Origin of the sequence: Bartonella pachyuromydis (assembly GCF_039543065.1) — a bacterium.
Classification (GTDB): Bacteria; Pseudomonadota; Alphaproteobacteria; order Rhizobiales; family Rhizobiaceae; genus Bartonella; species Bartonella pachyuromydis.
Map to the genome: position 1 here is coordinate 183374 of NZ_BAABJA010000002.1, position 25722 is coordinate 209095.

At 37.6% G+C, this 25722-nt stretch carries 21 protein-coding genes; 6 read left to right on the forward strand and 15 right to left on the reverse strand.

What is annotated here, in order from left to right; genetic code table 11:
* The first annotated feature begins 269 nt into the window (after positions 1-269).
* Positions 270-3161 (forward strand): EAL domain-containing protein, encoded by a 2892-nt coding sequence (locus ABD917_RS02640; protein ID WP_345118545.1) that lies wholly within the window; start codon positions 270-272, stop codon positions 3159-3161.
* Positions 3162-3201: 40 nt separating this feature from the next.
* On the opposite strand, the gene ABD917_RS02645 is transcribed toward ABD917_RS02640, so the two are convergent.
* Positions 3202-3786, reverse strand: a complete 585-nt coding sequence (locus tag ABD917_RS02645) for a YqgE/AlgH family protein (protein WP_345118546.1) — start codon at positions 3784-3786, stop codon at positions 3202-3204.
* A 71-nt stretch (positions 3787-3857) separates the two neighbouring features.
* Between ABD917_RS02645 and ABD917_RS02650 the strand changes: the two genes are divergently transcribed.
* A complete protein-coding gene (locus tag ABD917_RS02650; RefSeq protein ID WP_345118547.1) occupies positions 3858-4709 on the forward strand; it encodes a protein-disulfide reductase DsbD domain-containing protein in 852 nt (283 codons plus the stop codon).
* Between the two features lie 386 nt (positions 4710-5095).
* Here the strand turns inward: ABD917_RS02650 and rnhA are convergent, their stop codons facing one another.
* The 4 genes from rnhA to cyoE form a co-directional block, all read right to left on the reverse strand.
* The gene (gene rnhA / locus ABD917_RS02655; protein ID WP_345118548.1) at positions 5096-5563 is read right to left on the reverse strand and encodes a ribonuclease HI; all 468 of its coding nucleotides are present in this window, start codon (positions 5561-5563) and stop codon (positions 5096-5098) included.
* 5 nt (positions 5564-5568) lie between these two features.
* Entirely contained in the window at positions 5569-6528 is a 960-nt protein-coding gene (locus ABD917_RS02660) for a homoserine kinase (RefSeq protein ID WP_345118549.1), read from the reverse strand.
* Positions 6528-7583 (reverse strand): 4-hydroxy-3-methylbut-2-enyl diphosphate reductase, encoded by a 1056-nt coding sequence (gene ispH, locus ABD917_RS02665; protein ID WP_345118550.1) that lies wholly within the window; start codon positions 7581-7583, stop codon positions 6528-6530. The genes ABD917_RS02660 and ispH overlap by 1 nt, the downstream gene beginning before the upstream one ends.
* 193 nt (positions 7584-7776) lie before the next feature.
* Positions 7777-8712, reverse strand: coding sequence for a heme o synthase (gene cyoE, locus ABD917_RS02670; RefSeq protein WP_345118551.1), 936 nt, complete (start codon positions 8710-8712; stop codon positions 7777-7779).
* A gap of 430 nt (positions 8713-9142) precedes the next feature.
* Between cyoE and ABD917_RS02675 the strand changes: the two genes are divergently transcribed.
* Positions 9143-9670 carry an invasion associated locus B family protein gene (locus tag ABD917_RS02675; protein ID WP_345118552.1) on the forward strand — a complete coding sequence of 176 codons (528 nt, stop codon included), beginning with the start codon at positions 9143-9145 and terminating at the stop codon, positions 9668-9670.
* Positions 9671-9777: 107 nt separating this feature from the next.
* Positions 9778-11199: a metalloprotease TldD gene (gene tldD, locus ABD917_RS02680; protein ID WP_345118553.1), complete on the forward strand. Its 1422-nt coding sequence runs from the start codon at positions 9778-9780 to the stop codon at positions 11197-11199.
* A 327-nt stretch (positions 11200-11526) separates the two neighbouring features.
* On the opposite strand, the gene ABD917_RS02685 is transcribed toward tldD, so the two are convergent.
* The 8 genes from ABD917_RS02685 to ABD917_RS02720 form a co-directional block, all read right to left on the reverse strand.
* Positions 11527-12780, reverse strand: a complete 1254-nt coding sequence (locus tag ABD917_RS02685) for a class I SAM-dependent RNA methyltransferase (protein ID WP_345118554.1) — start codon at positions 12778-12780, stop codon at positions 11527-11529.
* Complete coding sequence (locus ABD917_RS02690) at positions 12777-13523, reverse strand: TlyA family RNA methyltransferase (RefSeq protein WP_345118555.1); 747 nt, start codon at positions 13521-13523, stop codon at positions 12777-12779. The genes ABD917_RS02685 and ABD917_RS02690 overlap by 4 nt, the downstream gene beginning before the upstream one ends.
* A 1-nt stretch (position 13524) precedes the next feature.
* Entirely contained in the window at positions 13525-15447 is a 1923-nt protein-coding gene (gene dxs, locus ABD917_RS02695; RefSeq protein ID WP_345118556.1) for a 1-deoxy-D-xylulose-5-phosphate synthase, read from the reverse strand.
* A gap of 236 nt (positions 15448-15683) precedes the next feature.
* Entirely contained in the window at positions 15684-15938 is a 255-nt protein-coding gene (locus ABD917_RS02700) for an exodeoxyribonuclease VII small subunit (RefSeq protein WP_345118557.1), read from the reverse strand.
* A gap of 7 nt (positions 15939-15945) precedes the next feature.
* The gene (gene ribB / locus ABD917_RS02705; RefSeq protein WP_345118558.1) at positions 15946-17046 is read right to left on the reverse strand and encodes a 3,4-dihydroxy-2-butanone-4-phosphate synthase; all 1101 of its coding nucleotides are present in this window, start codon (positions 17044-17046) and stop codon (positions 15946-15948) included.
* Positions 17047-17061: 15 nt separating this feature from the next.
* Positions 17062-18150, reverse strand: a complete 1089-nt coding sequence (gene aroC, locus ABD917_RS02710; RefSeq protein ID WP_345118559.1) for a chorismate synthase — start codon at positions 18148-18150, stop codon at positions 17062-17064.
* A 133-nt stretch (positions 18151-18283) separates the two neighbouring features.
* Positions 18284-19102, reverse strand: coding sequence for an enoyl-ACP reductase FabI (gene fabI, locus ABD917_RS02715; RefSeq protein ID WP_345118560.1), 819 nt, complete (start codon positions 19100-19102; stop codon positions 18284-18286).
* 122 nt (positions 19103-19224) lie between these two features.
* Positions 19225-20127, reverse strand: coding sequence for a DnaJ C-terminal domain-containing protein (locus ABD917_RS02720; RefSeq protein ID WP_345118561.1), 903 nt, complete (start codon positions 20125-20127; stop codon positions 19225-19227).
* Positions 20128-20434: 307 nt separating this feature from the next.
* On the opposite strand from ABD917_RS02720, the gene pdxH reads away from it, so the two are divergent.
* Positions 20435-21058: a pyridoxamine 5'-phosphate oxidase gene (pdxH, locus tag ABD917_RS02725; RefSeq protein WP_345118562.1), complete on the forward strand. Its 624-nt coding sequence runs from the start codon at positions 20435-20437 to the stop codon at positions 21056-21058.
* Positions 21059-22136: 1078 nt separating this feature from the next.
* Here pdxH and ubiA read toward each other — a convergent pair.
* Positions 22137-23141, reverse strand: coding sequence for a 4-hydroxybenzoate octaprenyltransferase (gene ubiA, locus ABD917_RS02730; protein ID WP_345118563.1), 1005 nt, complete (start codon positions 23139-23141; stop codon positions 22137-22139).
* 89 nt (positions 23142-23230) lie between these two features.
* Between ubiA and purD the strand changes: the two genes are divergently transcribed.
* Positions 23231-24505 (forward strand): phosphoribosylamine--glycine ligase, encoded by a 1275-nt coding sequence (gene purD / locus ABD917_RS02735; RefSeq protein WP_345118564.1) that lies wholly within the window; start codon positions 23231-23233, stop codon positions 24503-24505.
* Positions 24506-25099: 594 nt separating this feature from the next.
* On the opposite strand, the gene ABD917_RS02740 is transcribed toward purD, so the two are convergent.
* Positions 25100-25627 carry a DUF6101 family protein gene (locus ABD917_RS02740; protein ID WP_345118565.1) on the reverse strand — a complete coding sequence of 176 codons (528 nt, stop codon included), beginning with the start codon at positions 25625-25627 and terminating at the stop codon, positions 25100-25102.
* Positions 25628-25722: the final 95 nt, after the last annotated feature.

Consider the following 25722-nt stretch of genomic DNA (forward strand, 5'->3'; position numbering starts at 1 on the left):
CCACTTCATGTGATAAAGTGTTCAATAAGCAAAAATATATCTATGTAATCTGAGAAAACATAGTTTATTTTGCCCTACAAAAATGTGAATCTCCGTTAGCTTCGAGATTTTTTGAAGTAAATAAAGAAGAGTTTATCCTTGTATCAAATAGTACAACTTTTCAAAAGAAAATAATAACCGCTTGTTATCTAACATGAATTATAAAAGGGTGAATGTTTTTTTCTCGAAAATTAAAATTAAATATCCTAAAATACTGAGAGTGGGACATTGTGAAGAGTTTGCGTAAAATCATTAATATCATTTTCGTTATAGTCATCAGTTCTTTTGTTCACCTTACATCAGCACAAGCAATTGAACCCGTTAAAATTTCTTCTCAAGATGCTGCTCTTGATCTTTCAAACGCAATAGAAATCCACCGTACAAATAACTCTATCTTTCAAACAAGTACAGCACCAGGACCAGATGGTATCGTATGGCGCATTGAAGTGCAGGCAAAAAGTGAAAAATTTTCTGGAAACTGGGCGGTGTTTTCTCTGGCAAACCCAACAGATGAACAAATAGACCGTCTTATCGTTGCTCCCCATTATCGCATGGCTCTTTCAGGCTTTCTTTGGCCAGACCTTGGATCAGCACGAATTCAGTCTATCACTCCAAGTGAAGGTTTTTCTCTTGACCGTCAACCTAGTGCAAACTCTGATATCTTTCGTATTACGCTTAATCCTGGTGCTGTCGTTACCTTTGTTGCCGAACTTAACTCCGCAAATCTACCGCAAATCTATTTATGGCAGCCTGAAGCCTATAAGGATACAATCAATTCTTATACGCTTTATCATGGTATTCTTCTCGGTATATCAGGTTTTTTAGCTCTTTTATTAACGGTTCTCTTCGTTGTTCGTGGAACAGGACTTTTTCCTGCAACAGCTGCTGTCGCTTGGGCAGTCCTCTTTTATATTGGCATCGACTTTAACTTTTTAAATAAATTCTTTGCTGTGACGCTCACAACGCAACCAATCTGGCGTGCTGCTACAGAAGTAGCGCTTGTTGCTACACTCTTTATTTTTCTTTTTACCTATCTATGCCTTAACCGTTGGCACTATCACTTCAGCTATGGTGCAATTCTATGGACTATTGCTTTTTGTGGTCTTGGAGCATTTGCTATTTATGATCCAACCAAAGCAGCTGGTATCGCCCGTTTGTCATTTGGCCTCACCGCTGTGCTTGGTATCATTTTAATTAGTTATTTTTCACTCCGAAACTATGACCGCGCTATCATGCTTATACCAACATGGCTTCTCATTAGCTTCTGGTGTGTTGGAGCTTATGCTTGCATAGAAGGCTATTTAAACAACGATATTATTCAGCCAGCGTTAGCTGGAGGATTAGTACTCATTGTCCTTCTTATCAGTTTTACTGTCTTACAACAAACTTTTTCCAATGATGCTTTCCATGAAGGAATATTTTCCGATCTTGAGCAACAAGTACTTGCCGCAAAAGGAGCTGGAAATATTATTTGGGACTGGAATGTTGAGCGTGATCGTATTGTCGTACACCCTAATATGACAACCCTTTTTGGCACTGAAGCTCATAAACTCAATGGTTCTATGCGTAACTGGATTTCGGCCTTGCATTATGATGATCGTGAGCGTTTTCAAGCCGTATTGGATATCATTCTTAAAAATAAAAAAGGACGAATTGATCAAATTTTTCGACTGTCTTCTGGTGGTGGCTATTATCATTGGTTCTCTCTTCGCGCACGCCCTGCTATGCAAAAAGATGGGAAAATTACACGTGTCATTGGAACTATTGTCAATATTACCAACCACAAAAAAGCCGAAGAACGCTTATTGCATGATGCTATTCATGATAGCTTAACGGGACTTCCTAACCAACAAATTTTTTTCGACAGATTACAAAATTATACCGCTTTGGCTAAAGCAAATATCAAAATTAGGCCAACCGTCTTTATGATTGATTTTGATAATTTTCGTCAAATTAATCGCAAATTGGGTATAGCTGTTGGTGATACTGTACTACTTGTCATAGCACGACGTTTGAGCCGTCTTATTAACTTTCAGGATACTTTATCACGACTTTCTGCAGACCGTTTTGCAATCATTTTACTCAGTGAAACTGAACCACAGAAAATTGCCGCATTTGCAAATCATCTACATAAAACAATCTCGGCACCTATTTCACTTACAGAAAAACAAATCACACTTTCAACATCAATTGGCTTGGTCACTTGGAGTGAAAGTAGATCAACCGCTAAGGATATTCTAAATGATAGCGAACTGGCAATGATCCGCGCAAAACAAATGGGTGGAAACCATATTGAGCCTTTTCGTCCTAATTTTCGCACTTTAAGCATTGAACATAATACCATGACAAAAGATATTCATTACGCCATAAAACGTAATGAAATAAAAATCCTCTATCATCCTATTCTTAATTTATCAGATGGACACATTATTGGTTTTGAAACAATTGTAGAATGGCATCATCCAAATTACGGTAATCTCAATGTCTCTGATTTTATCAAGATCGTAGAAAATGAACAAATCATTATGGATTTGGCACAATTTATCATTGAAAATGTCGTGATTGATCTTACAAATATACAAGAAAAATTTTCTCAACAGTCGTTCTTTATTTCAATCAATTTGCCAAGCGCAGAAATGGTTCATCCTCGCGTCATCAGTCAATTACGCTCCGTACTGCTTCGTCACCCACTAAAAAAAGAGAGCTTAATGATAGAAATCTCTGAATTTGTCTTAAGAAAAAACCCTGAACAATCAGCACACTTTCTTGAACAAATTAAAGCTCTTGGAATAAATCTTGCACTTGATAATTTTGGGACCGGTTATTCTTCACTTGCTTATCTCGTGCGTTATCCATTCGACATGGTTAAATTGGATCGTTCGTTTATCTCAATCGATTCTGTCAAGAAAAAACTTGTTCTCAAGTCCATTATTAATATGGCAACTGATCTTAATTTGCAGATCATTGCAGAAGGTGTTGAAAATGAAAAAGAAGCACTCTTCCTACGCCAAGAAGGCTGCAAATATGTTCAAAGTACACTTGTTACTAAACCAATCGCCATCGAAGAATTAATTATTCTCGTTCAAAATCATTTCCCTTATATAATGAAACATAATGGATAGGATATTATGTAAAATCAAAAACTTAGAGAATAATAAAGTTCTACGCATGCCCCATTTCAGAAACGAGATAGGCTGGGTTAATCCCCATGCGAACCAAGCTTTCATCATATTTGCGATTTAAATTACTTTCAAAAAGAAAGCTAGGCGATGTAGGACTTATCAACCAACCATTTGTAGAGATTTCTGCTTCAAGCTGCCCGGCTTTCCATCCGGCATAACCTAAGGCTATAAGTGCATGTTGAGGGCCTTTTTCACAACTGATTGCTTTTAAAATATCAATAGTTGCAGTGAAGCAGATCTTATCTGCAATAAAAACAGTTTCTTCACAGGCATAATCATCAGAATGCAGTACAAAACCACGTGAAGGATCAACTGGTCCACCATAACGTACTGGAAATTTTTTTATTGGTTCAGAAAGACATTTTTTTTGGCCACTGTTTATAACCCCAAGATGAAGTAAAAGCTCTGGAAAGTCAATATGATGCAATTGATTGAGAATAATTCCCATAGCACCAGCATCAGAATGCGCACAAACATAAATAACAGAACGAATAAAGCGTTTATCATTCATCCCTGGCATTGCTATAAGCAACTGTCCACCCAAAAAGCTATTACATTGCTTCATCAATCTGTTATTCTCCATAATTTACATGATAAGGTTCACTTTAGTTAGTACAATAGGAAAATAAAGTTCCAATGAAAAAAAATCAAATATTTATAAGTTTTAAAAATATTATCATTCGCCTTTATAAAAAACTTTTCGTTACTTTAAGCTTAACATGCGTAATTTTAGGATTATTTAACATCCCTGTCAGTGCTCAAATACAACAAAATACATATCTTTTTGCAACATCTTGGTATGAATCAGATGGTGGCCGTATCAGATTAGCTATTACCAATCCCTCTCCTTCTGGAATAAGAGAGGGCTTTATTGAAATTGTTCTGAAACAAGGATGGAAAACATACTGGCGTAATCCAGGTAATTCGGGCATAATACCATCTTTTAACTTCAATCAACAGGTTTCTTATGAAATCTTTTATCCCACACCACAACTCTATGAAACAGAAAATGACTGGTCACTAGGCTATAAAGATAAAGTGGTATTACCCTTCAGTGTTTTTGGTTCAGACAAAAATTTAAGTGGTGCTTTAACACTTGGATTATGTCATAAAATTTGTCTTCCACTCACTGTTAACTTTGATTTTTCTCCTTCTGTTGAAAAAATCATTCCTCTCCCTTTATCCTTATTAAAAAAGGCTCAAAATGCCTTACCCCTTACCACACATCATGAATTTAAAATAAGTGCCGAAAAAGACGCAAATGCCCTCTTCATCAAAATACAAAGTAAAAACAAAGCTACACCTTCTTCTCTCTTTTTAGATGGAGGGGAAATGCAAATTGGACCAGCAAAAAAAGTCCGTGAGAATGCGGAATACACACTCTTTAGCGCTCCACTCTATTTCATACCAGATGGGGAAAAATACACCATTTTTTATACAATTTCTTTTAAAGAGCATACGTTTAGTGGAACGTTAGAAATCTTATAGTCAATATATTGATTTACAATAATAATTAATATTTTCATAACTTGAATGAGAGAAGCGAATATTGCAAATTTCTCTCATTTTAAGCATACTTATGATGAATCAATCAACATTATTGTGTTGCGTATCAGTAAGAAGAAATCACATGTGGGTAAAAACCATTGGAGAAAAGAATAAAGATAGTTTTTATAAACCACCTTTAAGCAAGGACTGTTGTAACATTTTGAACTAAAAATAATATGAGATGACGCTTATAAAGGTATAATATAGTAATGCATTATGGCTTATTCACAGATACCGTTGTGAAATAAATTTGCAAATACAGAGCTATTTCTTATAGAATCTCACTCTTTTCTACTTCGTGATAAAAGAGCAAAGCTTACAAAAAACTATTTTGAAAAATATCCATTTTCACGATATTTAGTGATTGCTTTACGAGCAAGTGCATCCGCGCGCTCATTGTCTGGATGGCCAGCATGACCTTTTACCCAATGCCATCTCACAGTATGACGAGAACAGACATCTTCAAGAGCTTGCCATAACTCTATATTTTTTACAGGGCTTTTTGATGTCGTACGCCAATTATTTTTCTTCCAACCTTCAAGCCATGTGGAGATACCGTTGCGTACATAAATCGAGTCCGTATAAAGATCGACTAAGCAAGGCTCTTTAAGCGCTTTTAAGGCAGAAATCGCTGCCATCAGTTCCATCTGGTTATTGGTGGTGTGCGCCTCTCCACCATAAAGTTCACGTTCATGGCCATTCCAGCGCAAAATCGCTCCCCATCCTCCAACTCCAGGATTACCGGAACAAGCACCATCTGTATAAATTTCAACGATTTTTTGTTGACTTAACATAGACTTTAAAAACCCAACTCACTCCGTGAACCTACACGACTAAAAAAACAAAGCTTATGCCAATATTCTCGTGGATCTTTCTTAATGACAAGGCTCTTTGGCGGTGTATTAAACCAATCATAAAGGCGCGTGAGTAAAAAACGTAAAGATGCACCACGCGCTAACAGAATCATTGCATTCAATTCTAAAGAGAGCAATGGTCTTATTTTTTGATAATTTTCTAATAGCCTACGCGCTTTGGTAAGGTTATAGGAATGGTCTGGTTCAAAACACCAAGCATTTAAGCATATAGCTAAATCATAAGCAAAAAAATCACTACAAGCAAAATAGAAATCTATAATACCAGAAAGACGATGATTCAAAAAAAACACATTATCATTAAATAAATCAGCATGAATAATGCCTGTTGGTAAATTAGACGGCCAATTTTCTTGCAAAAAAGCTAATTCCATATCAATTTTTTGCCCGAACTCTCTTAACAACGCATCTTTGCTCGTTTGGCAATGTTCCCATAATAATCTCCAGTCCATAACAGAAAGAGTATTTTTACGACTAAGTGTAAAATCCCGCCCTGCTAAATGCAATTGTGCTAAACCAGTTCCCACTTCACCACAATGATCTATATCAGGTTGGCGAATCCATATTCCTTCCAAAAAAGTAATAATAGCAGCAGGGCGCCCTGCTAATTCACCAATCATTGTCCCGTCATTTTGCACCACCGGTTGAGGGCAAAGAATGCCCCGCTGGTTTAAATGCTGCATAAGACTGCAAAAAAAAGGTAAATCATCTTTTGAAATACGTTTTTCATAAAGCGTCAGAATAAACCTACCTTCTGTTGTATGGAGCATAAAATTAGAATTTTCGATCCCTTCTTCTATACCTTTATAGGATACAAGCGAACCTATCGAATAGCGTGTTAAAAATATCTTCAAATCATCCCGTTGAATGTCTGTATAAACCGCCATTATTTTGCTTTCGTTATAGGCATAATTGTATCTCGATTTTTATTTTTCTGCGTCTCAGCTCGACCATTAACAAACGCCATATCTTGAGGCGTTAAAGTGATATCACGTAATTCGCGACTCACCAAAAATGCCTCTGTCTCTACTGCTGTTTCTGCTAATTCTATTGTAACGTTATAACGTTCACGAAACGCTGAAATAATTTCATCAATAATAATTTCGGGAGCAGAAGCCCCAGCTGAAAGACTCACAACAGAAAGAGCTCTAAGGCTATCAAAATCAATTTCATCAACACGCTGAACTAAAATAGACTGCCGTGCACCAAATCTCTCAGCAACTTCTACTAAACGTCGTGAATTAGAAGAATTTGGTGCTCCAACAATCAAAAATAAATCACTTCCCATTGCTGCTGCCTTCACGGCTTCTTGTCGGTTTGTGGTTGCATAGCAAATTGATTCAGCAGCTGGAGCTTCTAATGTAGGAAAACGTCGCTGCAACACATCGAGAACCTCTGCTGTATCTTCAACTGAAAGCGTTGTTTGTGTGACAAACCCTAATTTATCGGGTTCATCTGGCTGATAATGTAGAGCATCTTCAATTGTTTCAATTAATGTCACAGCCCCTTTTTCTAGCTGTCCCATTGTTCCTATCACCTCAGGATGACCAGAATGGCCAATTAATATAACATGACGGCCATGACGTTGATGCCGTATCGCTTGTTTATGAACTTTAGAAACCAACGGACATGTAGCATCAAGATAAAACAAATTATAGCGACGAGCCTCTTCTAGTACAGATTTTGGTACACCATGGGCAGAAAATACAACAGGTTGACTACGGTGTTCTTCTGGAATCTCATCAAGTTCTTCAACAAAAATTGCTCCACGTTGCTGCAATCCTTCAACCACATAGCGGTTATGTACAATTTCATGACGAACATAAACTGGTGCACCATATTTTTTTAATGCAAGCAAAACAATCTGAATAGCACGATCAACTCCTGCACAAAATCCACGTGGACCGCAAAGACGCATTGTTAAAGGAGGAAGTATAGACATAGACCATCCCTAATATCTCTAACTTTGACCATATGTTCGAATCAACAACCCATATGTATTATACAAACAGTATAAAGAGGAAAGGTAATACACCCCTCTTCATATAATGACCTGTACCATATAGCCTATTTCTATAGCACTTATTTTATTTTAAGATAAAACTCTTTTAAGTTTGCACTTTCACTCTATTGTATTAGAGGGCAATAAAGGACCATACAAGAGATTCAATTAAAAGAATTCCAAAGAGAACTGCCAAATAAAGCAATGAAAAGAAAAACACTTTTCTTGCCATTACAATGGTTGTATCATGCGTATCAGTTTTCCACAAACGATAAGAGAAGTAGATGAAGATAATGCTTAAAATGGTTGAAAAAATGCCATAAAAGATTCCCCCAAGACCAGTAATGTAAGGCCCTATTGCAGATATAGCCATAAGAATAGTGTAAAATAAGATCTGTTTTTTTGTCGAATACTCACCTCGTACATTAGGCATCATAGGAATGCCTGCTGCCTCATAATCAAGAGATGAAAAAAGAGAAAGGGACCAAAAATGTGGTGGTGTCCACATGAAAATGATTAAAAATAACAAGAAACTGTCAAGACTCACAGTCCCTGTTGTGGCAGCCCATCCAATCATTGGTGGGAAAGCTCCAGAGGCACCACCAATAACAATATTTTGTGGCGTTGTACGCTTTAGCAAAATCGTATAGATAACGACATAAAAGAAAATTGTAAAAGCAAGAAAAAGTGCTGAAAACCAATTAATGAAGCTCCCCATCATCAATACAGAAAGCATCGAAAGCATCATGCCAAAAATAAACGCCGTCTTGGGGGTGATCTTACCCATAGGAATGGGACGATTTTTGGTACGTTCCATCACGGCATCAATATCCGCATCATACCACATATTAAGTGCTCCCGCACTACCAGCACCCACAGCAATACAAAAAATTGCCAAAAAACTACAAAATGGATTCATTGAAACAGGTGACACCACTAATCCAACTAAAGCTGTAAAGACAACAAGAGACATAACTCGTGGTTTTAATAATGCAATATAATCACCAATACCAGATTTTGGCGGCATTGATTTATCAACTGCAGCCGATAATTCTCCTGAAACAGACATTCCACTCAAAGACCTTTTTCATTTTTGTCATCCACAAACAAACATTGTCTAGCATATGGGAATGACTCATTAATATCACTGTGTTTTTAGAGAACATATTAAGACACCTCTCCTATTTGTATCCCCTAAAAATAGATGAAAATATTTGCAAAAAAACATATTTTCTAACATATATTATTTTTCTACATTACAAACGTATCATAAAAAGTACAGCATACCAAATACCATAAAGCAACGCTAAACACTCTACCTTCTGTGCTATCTTGCTTTTTCTATTTTTGCTTTTATTTCTCATAGTTGTATATATAGATTAATATGTTTTCGTAAACATTGGTTTTGTGTTATAATGTCATGATTTCGGTTCAAAAATTTATTTTTATGCAGAGCTATACACAAAAAAGGTATAGTGGTGAGGTAGTTAGGGTTTCCTGTGATACTTTATAAAAAATTCTTTGTTGTTGCTGTTATTTGCACACTTTATAATGCCTTTCTCCATCATGCTACTGCACAGACATCTCATGTGCAAAATGCCCCTGCTCCACAAACCTATGGTGCATGGACAAAGGTTTGCTCTCTACCACCAGGCACACCTAATATGCAATGTGAAGTTGTACAAAATGTACACACACAAAATCGTCACGATATTACGCTCCGTGTTACATTTTACAAACTCCCTAAAAATCAAGGAACTCTGATGCGCGTTTTTGTTCCAAGCCGTGTTGAATTGCGCCCTGGTGTGGGACTTAAAATTGATGATAAAAATATGGGAAGATTAGAATATCGTCGGTGTCTTGGTGATAATTGTGTTGCTGAAGCTGTTCTCAAAGAAGACATCTTACAGCGCTTTTTTAAAGGCAAAAAAGCAACCTACTTCATTTTTACAACCCCTGAGCAAGCAGTTGGAGGAGTTGTTGATCTTCATGGTCTGAGTGATGCCTATGCAACTCTACCAACATAATAGAATCTGTGCACATTCAATAATGAAAATTTTATAATACACTTCACAGCTTTTTAAATAAAATAAGTGGAAACCTTCTTGGTGCCCCTGAAAATAGGATAATTCTTATGAAATCGCTTATTGATCATTTTGATATTGCAGCATCTAAAGTGCAATCACTTGTACAAGAAACGCTTCATCATGCTGATGATGGTGAGCTTTACCTAGAATATACAGAAAGCGAATCTCTTTTATTTGATAATGGACAGCTTAAAAATGGCTCATTTCATCAAGATATGGGATTTGGTTTGCGCGTGGTTGCTGGAGAAGCAACTGGATATGCACATTCTAGTGAATTATCAGCTGCTGCACTTAAACGTGCTAGTGAAGCTGCAAAAGCTGTTACCTATCATAATCATGCAGGCCCCTATAGTGTAGCACCTCAAAAAACCAATAAAAGGCTTTATCAACCACATAATCCCCTTGATGCCCCATCATTTGAAGAAAAAAGTACACTTTTGCAAAAAATTGATACCTATTTACGGGCTAAAAATGATAAATTGCATCAAGTGACCGTTTCTCTTTCTGGTTTACTACAGCATGTTGAAATTTTACGAGCAGATGGGTATTTAGTTCGTGATGTACGTCCTCTTGTACGACTTGCCATATCTGTGGTTGCTGCCGAAGGTAGTCGGAGAGAAAATGGTTTTTATGGATGTGGTGGGCGGCAAGCATTTAGCCAATTTATTCGCGAAGAAAATTGGAAAAAAGCTGCGGATGAAGCCTTGCGTATGGCTCTCATCAACTTAGAAGCAGAAGCTGCTCCAGCAGGAACATTTGATGTTGTCTTAGCTAATGGATGGCCTGGCGTTATGCTTCATGAAGCCGTAGGCCATGGTTTAGAAGGTGATTTTAACCGCAAAAAAACCTCTGCTTTTTCTGAACTTTTGGGACAACAAGTTGCCGCAAAAGGTGTTACAGTTGTGGATGATGGTACAATTCCCCAGTGCCGTGGTTCACTCACCATTGATGATGAAGGAACCCCATCAGGATATAACGTTCTTATTGAAGATGGAAAACTCATTGGTTTTATGCAAGACAGGCTGAATGCTCGACTTATGGGGATGAAGCCAACAGGAAATGGGCGACGAGAATCCTATGCGCATGCACCAATGCCAAGAATGACCAATACAATGATGTTAGGAGGAGATAAAACACCTGAAGAGATTCTATCTTCACTCAAAAATGGTATTTATGCTGTTTCGTTTGGCGGAGGACAAGTTGATATCACTTCTGGAAAATTCGTTTTTGAATGTACCGAAGCTTACAGAATAGAAAATGGCAAAATTGTTTCTCCCATTAAAGGTGCAACCCTTATCGGAAACGGACCAGATGCTATGAAACGTATCACCATGATTGGCAATGATAGCAAACTTGATAATGGTATTGGTATGTGTGGGAAAGCTGGACAAAATGTTCCTGTTGGTGTCGGACAGCCTCATTTGCGCATTAATAATATGACAATTGGTGGAACAGCACTTATGACGTAATAAGCTGGCAGCAGTATTTATCTTTATCATCTCAAAATGTTGCCCCTTCCTTTTGCATTAAGGTGATTTCGAGAAGAGATGTATTCATCTTTTCTCGAACAGTTTTTATTTGTACGTTCTCTCCTCTTATGAGAAGCAAATAGATATTTTTTGTGTTTCATCACAAAACGAAATAAATAAGGAATTCTATTGTATCAGTACTCTCGTTCAATTTGAAAAGAGACAAACTCTTCTTGTAAACCAATTTATGCGTTATTTGAAAAAATAACAAAAGCAATTTGGTTTAAAAAATCTCAAATAAAATTTAAGAGAGCTTTTTCATTTAGGTTAAAGCTTCCAGCCTGTCTTTGCTTTGCGCTTGCTTAAAAGAGCAACAATTTCAACATGGGGTGACCATAAAAATTGATCAATTGGTATGACTTGTTCTATCGTATATCCCCCCGCAACGAGGAAAGATAAATCACGAGCAAGGGTCATAGGATTGCATGAAATAGCCACAACATAAGGAATTGTTATCTTCGCCAATTCACGCACTTGTTCTTCTGCACCAGCGCGTGGAGGATCGAAAACAACAGCGTCAAAACACTCAAGTTCTTTTATAGAAAGTGGGCGGCGAAAAAGATCCCGTTTTTCATAAGTTACTGTTTTCAAGCCGGTTGCAGAACGCGCTGCTGAAGCTAAATTTGCTAATGCTGTTTCATTATTTTCTACCGCATGAACATTCATCTTTTTGGCCATACGTAAAGTAAATGTTCCTACCCCTGAAAATAAATCAAGAGCATTCCTTGCTTTTTTTACATGAGCCAAAATAATATTGCCCATCATATTTTCTGCTTCAGATGTTGCTTGGAGAAAACCACCAGCAGGAAACTCAACACAGATATCTCCAAAGTAAATCAACGGTTTTTCTCGTTCAATCAAAACTTCCCCTTCGACAGATAAACGCGTAATTCCACATGCTAAAGCTATATGAACCATTTTTTGACGAACTGACTCATGGCGTATAATACAACCGCTGAAAGCAACATCTAAACCATTTGCAATGCGTGTTATGGTAATATGAAATCGTTTGGAATCATTGCTTAGAAGAGTACAGAGTTTCCTAATATCTCTTAGTTTAGATATAATCTCTAAACAGCTTACTGGACATTCCTCAACAGCTACAATCTCATGAGAAATATGACGATTAAAACCTACCTTATAACCTTGTGATGTCATAGAGGCTGTGAGAATAATACGCCGACGGCTATAAGGCTTACCTTCGATTAAAGGTGAAACAACAATATTAAGTCCATATTCTTTCAACGCATTTACAACCAACTGTTGTTTCCATATGCGATAAGCATCAGCATGCCAATGTTGAAGCGCACAGCCTCCACATTCTCCAAAATGCCGGCAAAGAGCTTCAATGCGCTCTGGTGATTTTTCTTTTAATGCTATCAGTGTCGCGTATTTTCCATGAACGGCGATTTCAGCGCTCTCTCCTGGTAAAGTAAAAGGAACATAAATGAGGCCATGTAATGTTTTTATAACACCATGACCATTCTCTCCAATATGATCTATTATGACATTGTTATTCACTGTTGTTTTTCTCCGAATAACAAATATTCCAAATTACCATCACCACCTGCAATAGGTGAAGGGATCAAACCTTTTGCATTCCAGCCTTTTTGCGTATTGAGCCAATTTAAAAGTCTGTCAGCAGTTTTTTGAGCCATTGCTGGATCTTTCAATATCCCGCCCTTACCAAGATGTTGACGTCCAACCTCAAATTGAGGCTTTACCAATAAAACGGCTTGTGCGCCTTTTTTTGCTAAAGACAAAGCAGAAGGCAATGCAAGTGTGAGAGAAATAAAGCTAACATCTGAAACAATGAGATCAATTTTTCGTCCGTTCAAATGTTCCTGTTTTAAATCTCTCACATTTAAACCTTCTAATAAGGTTATCGCACTGTTGTTCAATAAACGTGCATCCAATTGATGATGACCAACATCTACAGCAATCACATGATCGGCTCCACGTTCTAAGAGAACTTGTGTAAAACCACCAGTCGACGCACCAATATCAAGAGCAGTCGCTTTATTTGTGACAATCGGAAAAACATCAAGTGCACTGATTAATTTTAATGCTGCACGCGAAACGTAATTCTGTGCTGGATCGCAGACAATAATCTGTGCATCATCAGAAATGATTTGTCCCGCTTTGAAAATGATCTCACCATTAACCTTAACAGTCTGACGTATAATAGCATCACGTGCCCGCGAACGCGTTTTAAAAAAGTTTTTTTCAACTAAAAGAATATCGAGCCTTTTTCCGGCAGTCATCTCATACTCGACTATCTTGTACTGTCCGAATCTTACGTCTCAAAGCAGAAAAAACCGTGTTGATAATACCAACAGCATCAAGTCCCATACGCGAAAGAACTTTCTCTGGTGAACCATGATTTAAATATTCATCAGGAAGTTTTAATGTACGAATTTTCAAACCACGTTCTAAGAGCCCTTCTTGTGCCAAAAATTGTAATAAATGTGCTCCAAATCCACCCATCGCACCTTCTTCAATTGTGACTAAGACTTCATGCTCACGAGCCAAATGACACATTAAATCCTTATCCAAAGGCTTTGCAAACCGCGCATCTGCTACCGTTGTAGATAATCCTTCTGCATCCAATGTATCAGCAGCCACCAATACTTCTGACATACGTGTTCCAAAACAAACTAATGCTATCTTGTTTCCTTCACGCAAAATACGCCCTTTTCCGATCTCTAATAACGTACCACGCTGTGGCAAATCCACACCAACACCTTCACCACGCGGATAACGAAAAGAGATAGGCCCCTGATCATAAGCTGCCGCAGTGCGCACCATATGCATAAGTTCTACTTCATCAGAAGGCGCCATTACAACAAATTCAGGAAGAGTAGCCAAAAATACAATATCAAAACTGCCAGCGTGTGTTGCACCATCTGCCCCTACAAAGCCTGCTCGATCAATAGCAAAACGCACGGGTAATTTTTGAATCGATACATCATGAATAATCTGATCATAAGCGCGCTGTAAAAAAGTAGAGTAGATCGCAACAAAAGGCTTATATCCTTCACAAGCAAGACCCGCAGCAAAAGTAACTGCATGCTGCTCAGCAATACCAACATCAAACATTCTTTCAGGAAATTTTTCAGCAAAAGCATCAAGACCTGTCCCCGTTGGCATTGCTGCAGTTATACCCACAATCTTATCATCATGTGTAGCTTCTTCTATTAAAGCCCTAGAAAATACTTTAGTATAGGGAAGAGCGTTACTTGATGCTTTAACCTGTTTGCCTGTTATAATATCAAAACGGTTAACACCATGATATTTATCAGATGCTTCTTCAGCAGGAGGATATCCTTTGCCTTTATGCGTCACGACATGTACCAAAACAGGACCATGCGGATATTGGCGAACATTTTTTAAAACAGGTAATAAATGCTTTAAATTATGACCATCTATTGGTCCAACATAGTAAAAACCAAGCTCTTCAAACAAAGTCCCTCCAACCAAAAGTCCACGTGCAAATTCCTCTGAAAGACGTGCTTTATCTAAAAAGAACTTAGGCAATTTTTCACCCAGTATCTTTATCCGTTCGCGTAAACTACGGTAAGCAGGACGAGAAACTAACCTAGCAAGATGCGCACTCATAGCACCCGTAGGCGGTGCAATAGACATATCATTATCATTCAAAACAACGATCAAACGTGCATCTAAAGCACCTGCATTATTCATCGCTTCATAAGCCATACCAGCAGACATAGCACCATCACCAATGACAGCAACGACATTCCGCCTTTCCTCCGCTTTCAAAGCGCTCGCCACTGCCATGCCAAGGCCAGCCGAAATAGAAGTAGAAGAATGCCCTGCTCCAAATGGATCATATACACTCTCTGAACGCTTGGTAAAACCTGATAAACCACCTTCTTGACGCAATGTACGAATTCTCTCTCTGCGCCCTGTTAAAATTTTATGTGGGTAGGCTTGATGACCAACATCCCAAATAATTCTATCCTCAGGTGTATTAAAAACATAATGCAATGCAACAGTGAGCTCAACAACACCAAGTCCCGCACCAAGATGACCTCCTGTCATAGAAACTGCATCTATTGTTTCTGCGCGTAACTCATCAGCTAACCTTACCAAATCAGACTCAGGCAACGACCTCAAGTCATGTGGTAAACAAATACGGTCAAGCAATGGTGTCAATACTCGAGACAAAAAAAGCTCCTTAATATTATCTCATAAAACAGAGTGTAATGGTAAAAATATACCGTTTCTCTTCTTCTATTCGTAATTTTACATATTTTTATTAGAAAACGTACTCTATTGATGATGATTGATGATTTTTCTCATTTATTCACTTATTTCATAAAAAAAAACGATAAAATACGCGCTCTTAAACTCAATTATCGTATCTCTTGATTTGACAATAAATATCTCTGAATTACTAAATATTATTCAGAATCAAGGGGTTCTACACCTTCTGGAGAACCTCCCTCTGAAAGTTGAATTTTCTCAACTTTAGCTTCAGCAACTTTCAAGAGTTTCTCACAATGTTTTTTAAGAGACTCACCACGCTCATAAATATCAATTGATTGTTCTAAAGGAACATCACCACGCTCTAGATTTTCAACAATCACTTCAAGTTGCTTAAGTGCTTCTTCAAAACTTAACGCTGTAATATCTCCCTTTTTTATCTCTTGTTTCATGTAATCCTCATAAAATACCCGTTCTGGATATACGAATTCCAAAATCTTCTAAACCCATATAATGGCACTCTTTAGAAGCATCAACAACAATAGAACGAATTCCTAAATGTTTTAAAATTTGTGATCCTAAACCAATTTGGCGCCATTCTTTTTCACGTTCAATGGCCTGTACATGGCTTTCTGAACCTTTTCTTGCCATCTCTTGAATGCCCGATTGTATACCAACAGATCCCTCACGCAAATAAACAAACACGCCACATTTTTCCTTTTTCATCATACACTGCATGACAACTGTAATATCTGAAGATTGTCCAAAAACATTTTGCAAAATATTTTCACGATGCAAATATACAGGAATATTCTCACCCTCACAGATATTGCCAAAAATGACTGCAATATGTTGCACTGCTTCCCAAGGAAGCTGATAGCTTTGAACAATAGCTGGCCCTATTGATGTTTCAATAGGCATTTCTCCAATATGTTTGATCAAAATTTCTTTACGTTGGCGGTAAGCAATCAAATCTGCAACGGTTATGATGTGCAATTGATTCTCTTGTGCAAATCTTGTGACTTCATCTCCATGTTTTACGCTACCATCGTCATTGACCAATTCACCAATAACGCCGACCGGTGGTAAACCAACCAATTTACATAAATCAACAGCTGCTTCCGTGTGACCTGAACGCATGAGAACCCCCCCTTCATGCGCAATCAACGGGAAAATATGTCCTGGACGAATAAAATCGCTTGCGCTAGCATTTGAATTAGCAAGATTACGCACTGCTAATGTACGGTCGTACGCTGAAATCCCTGTCGTTGTTCCATGTTTAAAATCAACAGTCACAGTAAATTGGGTACGATGCGCTGAATTATTATCGGATACCATAGGAACAAGATTAAACCGTTGCGCTTCTTCTTTTAGCATAGGAGCACAAACAATGCCTGTTGTATGACGAATAATAAATGCCATCTTTTCTTCTGTACAATGGGCAGCAGAAAGTGTTAAATCACCTTCATTTTCACGATCATCATCATCGGTAACCACGACAATTTCACCACGTTCAAAAGCTTGAAGTGCTGAAACAATTTTTTTTTCGTCATACGCCATTATTCACCTTTCAAATTATCCAACCTGACCGCGATGTCTTAGATAATGATCAGCAATAACACAAGCGATCATTGCTTCACCAACAGGAACAGCACGAATTCCAACACAGGGATCATGGCGTCCCTTTGTTACAACACTTATTTCATTACCATCAACGTCAATTGAACGACGAGGGGTTAAAATTGATGGGGTAGGTTTCACAGCAAAACGAGCCACAATTGGCTGTCCACTTGATATTCCACCTAAAATACCACCTGCGTGATTGGACAAAAAAAATGGTTTTCCATCACTTCCCATCCGTATCTCATCTGCATTTTCTTCTCCTTTCAGGCGCGCTGCTGCAAAACCATCACCTATTTCTACACCTTTCACCGCATTAATCGACATGAGTAATGATGCGATGTCCTGATCAAGTTTTGCATAAATAGGTGCCCCTAAACCTGCCGGAACATTTTCTGCAACAATCTCAATAACAGCACCAACAGATGAACCATCTTTGCGTACTTTATTGATATAATCACTAAAAACCTGCACCATTTCTGCATCAGGCGTAAAAAAAGGATTATTATCAACCTCTGACCAGTTCCAATGATCGCGATTGATCGTATGGGGACCAATCGCTATGACAGCTCCTCGTACAATCAAATCAGGAACAACTTTACGAGCGACGGCGCCGGCTGCAACACGTGCAACCGTCTCGCGTGCTGAAGCACGTCCTCCACCACGAAAATCACGAATACCATATTTAACATCATAGGTATAATCCGCATGACTAGGACGATACTGATGAGCAATGGAACCATAATCCTTAGAACGCTGATCCGTATTTCGAATCAATAGAGAAATCGGCGTCCCCGTCGTTATCAACGTTGTCCCATCATCCTGAACAACAATTCCTGAAAGTATCTCTACTTGATCTAACTCTCCACGTTGCGTTGTATATCGAGATTGTCCTGGTCTGCGTTTATCAAGATAAGATTGAATATCTGAAAGGGTAAAAACAATCCCTGGAGGACAACCATCAATGACACAGCCAAGAGCAGCTCCATGGCTTTCACCCCATGTTGTTACACGAAACAAATGACCAAATGTATTATGCGACATAAAAAATGCCTCGTTTCTCTGTCAAAAATATAGGCAACTACAGTCTATGTTGTATCGTATAAAAACAATTTCTATCTAAAAATACCATTAGCCATTTTAAATCCAATCAAAGCACTTTTATCAAATGATAACTTTACTCTTTAACAACAGAAATGTCTGGCGCATCAACAGCTTTCATCCCTATAATATTATAGCCTGAATCCACATGATGTACTTCACCCGTAACAGAACGAGACAAATCTGAAAGAAAATAAAGAGCAGAATCACCTACTTCTTCAATTGTTACCGTACGACGCAAAGGGGCATTATACTCATTCCATTTTAAAATATAACGGAAATCACCAATGCCAGAAGCCGCTAAAGTTTTGATTGGTCCTGCAGATATAGCATTAACACGAATATGTTGAGGCCCTAAATCCACTGCTAGATATTTCACGCTCGCTTCAAGAGCTGCTTTTGCAATTCCCATCACATTATAGTTGGGTACAACCTTTTCTGCACCATAATAACTCAGTGTTAAAATTGAACCACCATCTGGCATTAATTTCTCTGCACGCTTTGCCAAAGCCGTTAAAGAATAAACAGAAATATTCATGGTCATCATAAAATTCGATTCGCTTATATCAATATAACGACCGCTTAATTCATCTTTATCAGAAAAACCAATAGCATGAACTAAAAAATCGAGTTTGCCCCATTTCTTCTCTATTTCGCTAAAAACCGCATCCATAGATGCACTATCAGAAACATCACAATGACCGCAAACAAACCCTTCTACTTCCTCAGCCAAAGGCTCAACACGTTTTTTCATCGCCTCACCCTGATAGGTAAAAGCAAGCTCCGCCCCTGCATTACTCGCCGCTTTAGCTATCCCCCAAGCGATAGAACGATTATTGGCCAATCCCAAAATTAAACCACGCTTGCCGTACAATAAACCATTACCCTTAGCCATTAGCACTGCCCCATTGTTACTTAAAATTAATATTATTTATCTGCCTATGGCATAGGTCAACTTTTTCTTCAAGCAATTGCTTTCAAATCAAACAAAAACTATGCTTTTATATCACTTAAATATTAGCTTTTCTGCATTTGTAAAAACTGTTCTAACCCAGCATCTCCACCTTCTGGCAACATAATACGAACATGCACATAAAGATCGTCTCTTGTACCATTTTTTAAACGAAGGCCTTTTCCCTTCAACCGTAAAACACGATCAGAGCTTGACCACGCAGGAATCGTTAAAACCACACGCCCTTCTAAAGTCTCAACTTCTTCTTTTGCTCCCAAAACAGCATGTTTTAAGGAAACTGGTAAATCAAGATGGAGCGCTCTTCCTTCAACCCGAAAACGAGAATGTTTTTGAATTTGGATGGTTATCAACGCATCCCCTGCTTGCCCATAAGTCACTTCTTCTCCTTGGCCCTTTAAACGAATGGTTTGACCATCTTCAACATAGTCTGGAAGCTTAATTTTTAATCTTTTTCCATTAGGGAAAACGGCTTCAACCTTTTCTGCACCAACCATCTGCTCCAATGTGATAGAAAGATTGGCACGAACATGCGCCCCTTGTTGTGGTCGATTATACCGTGCAGAATTTGAAAATCCCCCTCCTCTCCCAAACAAATCTCGAAAAATATCACTCGCGTCAAAGCCTGTGCTTCCTGAAGAAGCAAAATCAAAACCTTTTGCCCTCCCTGAAAAAGGATTGTGACTATTGCCAAAATTTTCACCAGCACCATAAGCTTGATAAAGTGGTTTTCCTTCCATATCAATTTCACCACGGTCAAATTGTGCTCTTTTATCTTTATCACCTATGATCTCGTAAGCCTGATTAATTTCAGAAAACTTCTCTTTAGCCCTTGCATCATCCATATTGTGGTCTGGATGATATTTCTTTGCTAATTTCCTAAATGCCGATTTAATTTCTTGCGGTTTTGCGGTACGTGCCACACCCAGAATTGTGTAGGGATCACGCATATTGCCCTCTTTTCAATTTTTCTATTTTCAAAACATCAAATGATAGGTTGTTCAATATTCCTCTTAGCTTCATCAATCTTTTCTCAAGAATGATTTTTCATTTCTTTATATGTCTATAAAGAAACCAAAATACCAGATAAAAGAGATATTTTATTTGATATAGCTCATGGCAGTCTATGCTAAAGATAAAAATGATTAAAGTACCATAATAGTACATGACGGCATTGGCTTTTTGAAATAGGAAAAAATAGCACTTTATTTTTTAATGATAACGTTTTTTACTCCTACTCATGGATCCGGAGATATTATGAGCACTAAAGTACAAACAGATGACGATCTTATCCAAATGCAAAAACCTTTTGCACTTTTTGCAAAGTGGCTTGAAGAAGCAACCATGAGTGAAGTAAATGATCCTAATGCTATGGCATTAGCAACAGTTGATGAAACAGGATTACCTAATGTTCGTATGGTGCTTCTCAAAGATCACAGTTCTCAAGGCTTTGTTTTCTATACCAACTATGAAAGCCAAAAGGGAAAAGAAATTTTAAAATCAATGAAAGCATCTTTAGGTTTTCATTGGAAGTCGCTGCGCCGGCAAGTCAGAATTCGCGGCATTGTTGAAAAAGTCAGTGTTCAAGAAGCAGATGCCTATTTTCAATCTCGTCCACGTGGTAGCCGAATTGGGGCGTGGGCATCCAAACAATCTCGACCATTAGAAGATCGTTTTGTCCTCGAAAAATCCATTGCCCAATATACAACACGTTATGCGATAGGGAATATCCCACGGCCTTCTTATTGGTCTGGATTTCGTGTTAAACCCCTTTCTATCGAATTCTGGCGTGATCGCCCGTTTCGTTTACATGACCGCTTACTCTTTACACGCGATTCCGTTGAACATGATAATTGGCAAAAGCAAAAACTTTATCCTTAATTCATCCAAACATCGTTATGCGTATTTTATCCTCATACTTCTTCCTACATCATGAAATAATCCTTTGCAAAATTGAAGATGAGATCATTGATTTAAATTAGAAGATCACATCTTCACTGAAAAACTTGGTTGATAACAATCTCTTTCTTACGGCATAACTTGAAAAAAGTTACAGTGATAAAAATTTATTCAAGCATAAAGAGCTCTATTCAACTAACCTTAAATGAGCTTATCAGTAATACTCAAATGGAGTATAGTAAGATGAAATAATTTTGCATATTTCAACTTCAATGACGTAAATTAGAATATACAATTTATATCAAGACAAAAGAAATTAATTCGAATATCCTCATTTAAATCTGTCTTCAGTTTATCATAAAAAGAAGTAAAATCCGACAAAGTTGTAGTTTTATATGGGAAAGATTTCTAAGACTGGAAAAACAAAGCTTAACTAGGAGATGCTGACAAAGTAGAAAAATTGTAAAGGACAAGAAATTTTAAAATCAAAGAAAGAACCCTTCAATTTTCGTTTCCTTCACTTTAAATCATGACGATTACGCATTGCTTCACGCTTTTTGTTCCTCTCATTCTTTAATAGCATCACGCCTCTCATGCAAAACAGAATGCCATTGTATTGCAGATTCAGGCACTGTCTTTAAAGAAATTCTCCTCAATGCACTCAAACCCATTTCGCGACAGTTCCCATGAATGTAATGTAAAAAAACATTATGCACCATTATCTTTACACTTATGTAAGATGCGCTTTAACAACATCATACTTTTTTCTAACTCTCAAGGTTACGACAACTCTTACATTGAAGAGTGTTTTAAGAAATACTTTTATTCCTCTTTTTAAATGCTTTTACCTACACACGAGCCACTTTTATAAACATGCAAGGAAATGATTCTAATTGTTTTAATATGAAAGGGTTTAAGATAAGACAATCCTATTGTATTCAGAGTTGTTATTCAATATGAATAACAATGCTTTATCATGATAAATCATTATGTTATAAAGATCATACAACACACATTCATGGTAGCATTACATAACAGATGATATTACTTTTTAATGCTATTAAATTGCAGGATAAAGTACCATCCATATAACACCACATATTAAACCAGCGAAAACCGCAAAACCAATAAACGAATTCGATTTGAATAGCTTGAGACACTGTGAACTGTCATTGATATCAATGACTTTGATTTGAACAAACATGTGGACACTAGCCACCCAAATCCCCAAAAAGCTAATAAGAGGGACTTCTGCTAAATAAAATGCCAAGCTGATGAGTATCACAAAACCACTATATAAAAATACTAAAGCAACCTTGGTTCCTTCACCAAAGAGCAGTGCTGTAGAACGTACTCCAACTGTAGCATCATCCTCTTTATCTTGATGCGCGTAAATTGTATCGTATCCTATAGTCCATAAGATGGATCCTATATAAAGTAAAATTGGTGACCAATTCAGACTTCCATATACAACAGCCCACCCCAATAATGCCCCCCAATTAAAGGCAATACCTAAAAAAAACTGGGGCCAATATGTTACTCGTTTCATAAAAGGATAAAGTGCAACCGCTACCAATGACGAGATACCTAGAAAAAAGCTGTAGCTATTAAACTGTGATAGAATGCCCAAACCAACCAAACATTGCACCAATATAAAAAGCTTTGCTTGAAACCGACTCACATGGCCTGTTGGCAATGGACGAGAACGTGTTCTCTCTACCTGAGAATCAATTTGATGATCGATAAGATCGTTCCAAGTACATCCTGCTCCTCGCATGGCGACAGAACCTAAAAAGAAAAGAAAGAGATACCAACACCAATGAAACAACATTGATAAAAGAGGTAATTGGTGCATTTCATAAGAGAGAAAAGCCATTGTTGTTGACCAAAAACAAGGCCACATCAACAACTGCCACCCAATAGGACGGTCCCAACGTGCTAATTGAGCATAGAACCACACAGAAGGCGGCAAAAAACGATAGACCCACTGTTTAGAAGACGCATCCATCACCCGTCCCTGACTTTCGCTGGATTGAATATGTGCAATATTTTTATTTTTTTTCATCAAATAATCTTACCTTTAGTCTTGCGATAGAGGCATTTCATTCTTATGACAAGAATCAATTTAATTATCTTCTATGATAGGAGCAAGCTATGAACATCCTTCTTATCGGCTCAGGCGGACGAGAGCATGCTTTAGCATGGAAAATAGCAGCATCACCACTGCTAACAAAATTATATTGTTCTCCTGGAAATCCTGCAACAATGGAACTTGGTGAAAATATTGATTTAAACATTGATGATCATTCTCTCGTCGTTGACTTTTGTAAAACGCATTCTATTGATCTTGTGGTTGTTGGACCAGAAGCACCGCTTGTTGCTGGTATAACAGATGCCCTTAATAAGGCTGATATCTGTGTATTTGGACCGACTCAAAAAGCTGCTCAGTTAGAGGGTTCAAAAGCTTTTACAAAAGATCTATGCCGTAAAAATAACATTCCTACAGCCTCCTATCAATGCTTTGATGATTCTGCAAAAGCTAAAGCCTACATTCATCAACAAGGTGTTCCCATTGTTATTAAAGATGATGGCTTAGCTGCTGGTAAAGGTGTTGTTGTTGCAACAACCATGGAAGAAGCATTGAATGCTGTTGATGCCTGCTTCCCAAATACCTCCTGCAATACAGAAAAAAAAGTTGTTATAGAGTCTTTTCTTGAAGGTGAAGAAGCAAGCTTCTTTTGTCTTTGTGATGGTAAAATTGCTCTGCCCTTTGGATCAGCACAAGATCATAAACGTGTAGGTGATGGTGATACTGGAGCAAATACCGGTGGAATGGGAGCTTATTCGCCAGCTTCTATCATGACCAAAGAAATGGTTGATCGTACCCTTAGAGAGATTGTTGAACCAGCTTTACACAGTATGAATGCAATGGGAGCTCCCTTTAAAGGTATTCTCTTTGTAGGATTGATGATAACACAAAAAGGTCCTGAACTCATTGAATTTAATGTACGATTTGGCGATCCTGAATGCCAAGTGCTAATGATGCGTCTTGAAGATGATATTCTGCCGATTCTTTTTGCCGCTGCTCAGGGAAATCTTGAACAAAAATCTCTTCAATGGTCTGAAAAAACTGCTCTAACTGTTGTTATGGCCGCAAAAGGTTATCCAGAATCTCCCCAAAAAGGTACTGTTATCCGCAATCTTGATAAGGTAAATGCTCTCCCTCATGTGAAAGTTTTTCAAGCCGGTACTCTATTGCACAATGGAGAACTCATTGCCAATAGTGGACGTGTTTTAAATATAACAGCAACGGGCAAAACCGTTATGGATGCGCAAAAACGTGCCTATGAAGCTGTCGATTGTATTGATTGGCCCGAAGGCTTTGTTCGCCGCGATATTGGATGGAGAGCCATTGCACACAAAGATTAATCCTTTGAGAGTTCCTTTTTATGATTTCATAATTTCACGTAGATAACATGAAGTATAAACCCGCAAACCGTTTCACGTCTCTCGTGATTAAAAAAATATCAGTTTTTTTGAAAAATAAAAATTATAAATAAGAAACTCGCTCCCATCGCAAAATAGATAGAGCAAGAATCCCCTTTATGAAATTATGATTGGAATTATATCATTATCTTAATGTTTGTGTTTATTTGAAATTCACTTGCCAGCCATTTTTATAAATAACCTTGTAGCAAAGCATAAAAAGTATCATCTCTTATCATTGGTTTGTACAAAAAAGCCCTGAAATTTTTCTCTTTTCACTTAACAATATGTTTTAATAGTTACCGTAAAATCAAAGTTTATATTTATCAATAGGTTGTTGTTGTCATTAAGACCAATAACGCAATCATTTTGGAAAAAACTTGTTTTTGTAAACAAAATGGTAAAAATATCTAATGCAAATATCCACTATAAATAAATGTTATCAAAAAATCTCCCATTAGTAATCAATAAAGTGCAAAATACAGCAGAATAAATACCTATGATAGCACGATTATAAACAATAAAAGCACATAAAATCTACTGTAGTGCAATTCGATTCGCGATCACCAAACGCAAACCTAACGGATGACTATAACGAAGTGAAAAACGCTTTTTCTTAGAATGCAGTGTTGTATAAAAGAAGCGGCGTAAATCAAAACGATCTTTAACAACCATAACACGACGATCCTCATTGATCATAAGCATCGGAAGATCATAAGTATCTGCCCATAATCGCCAATCTAGAAGAACATTATTTAAATCTCTAGAAACTAAAAGTGGAATGCAAACTTCCTCATCTGTATGAAGCAGTTCTAATGTAACAGCTCTCTCTCCTGAATGGGTTTTTACAGTGCGTGCCGCAATTCCTTTGAAATGATAGGATGGCATTAAATGCGATAAGCTTGAAGGAGTGTCTGTTTTAAAGAAAACACCGCGCTCACTTAACGAACAAATTATTTTATTGCCCGTTTTTGATGACAAATATGTTGTTGTTTGTGGCAAATGGCACGGATCCAATCGAAATTCAAGCACCGCTTTTGCCTGATTAAAGCATTGATTAGCCATACATAGTGTCCCAATTTATTTTAATAATATTACACCCTTTAACAGCTTTTTCTCATTGGATTATTAAAAGATTGAATAAAAAACAACTGGTTTCT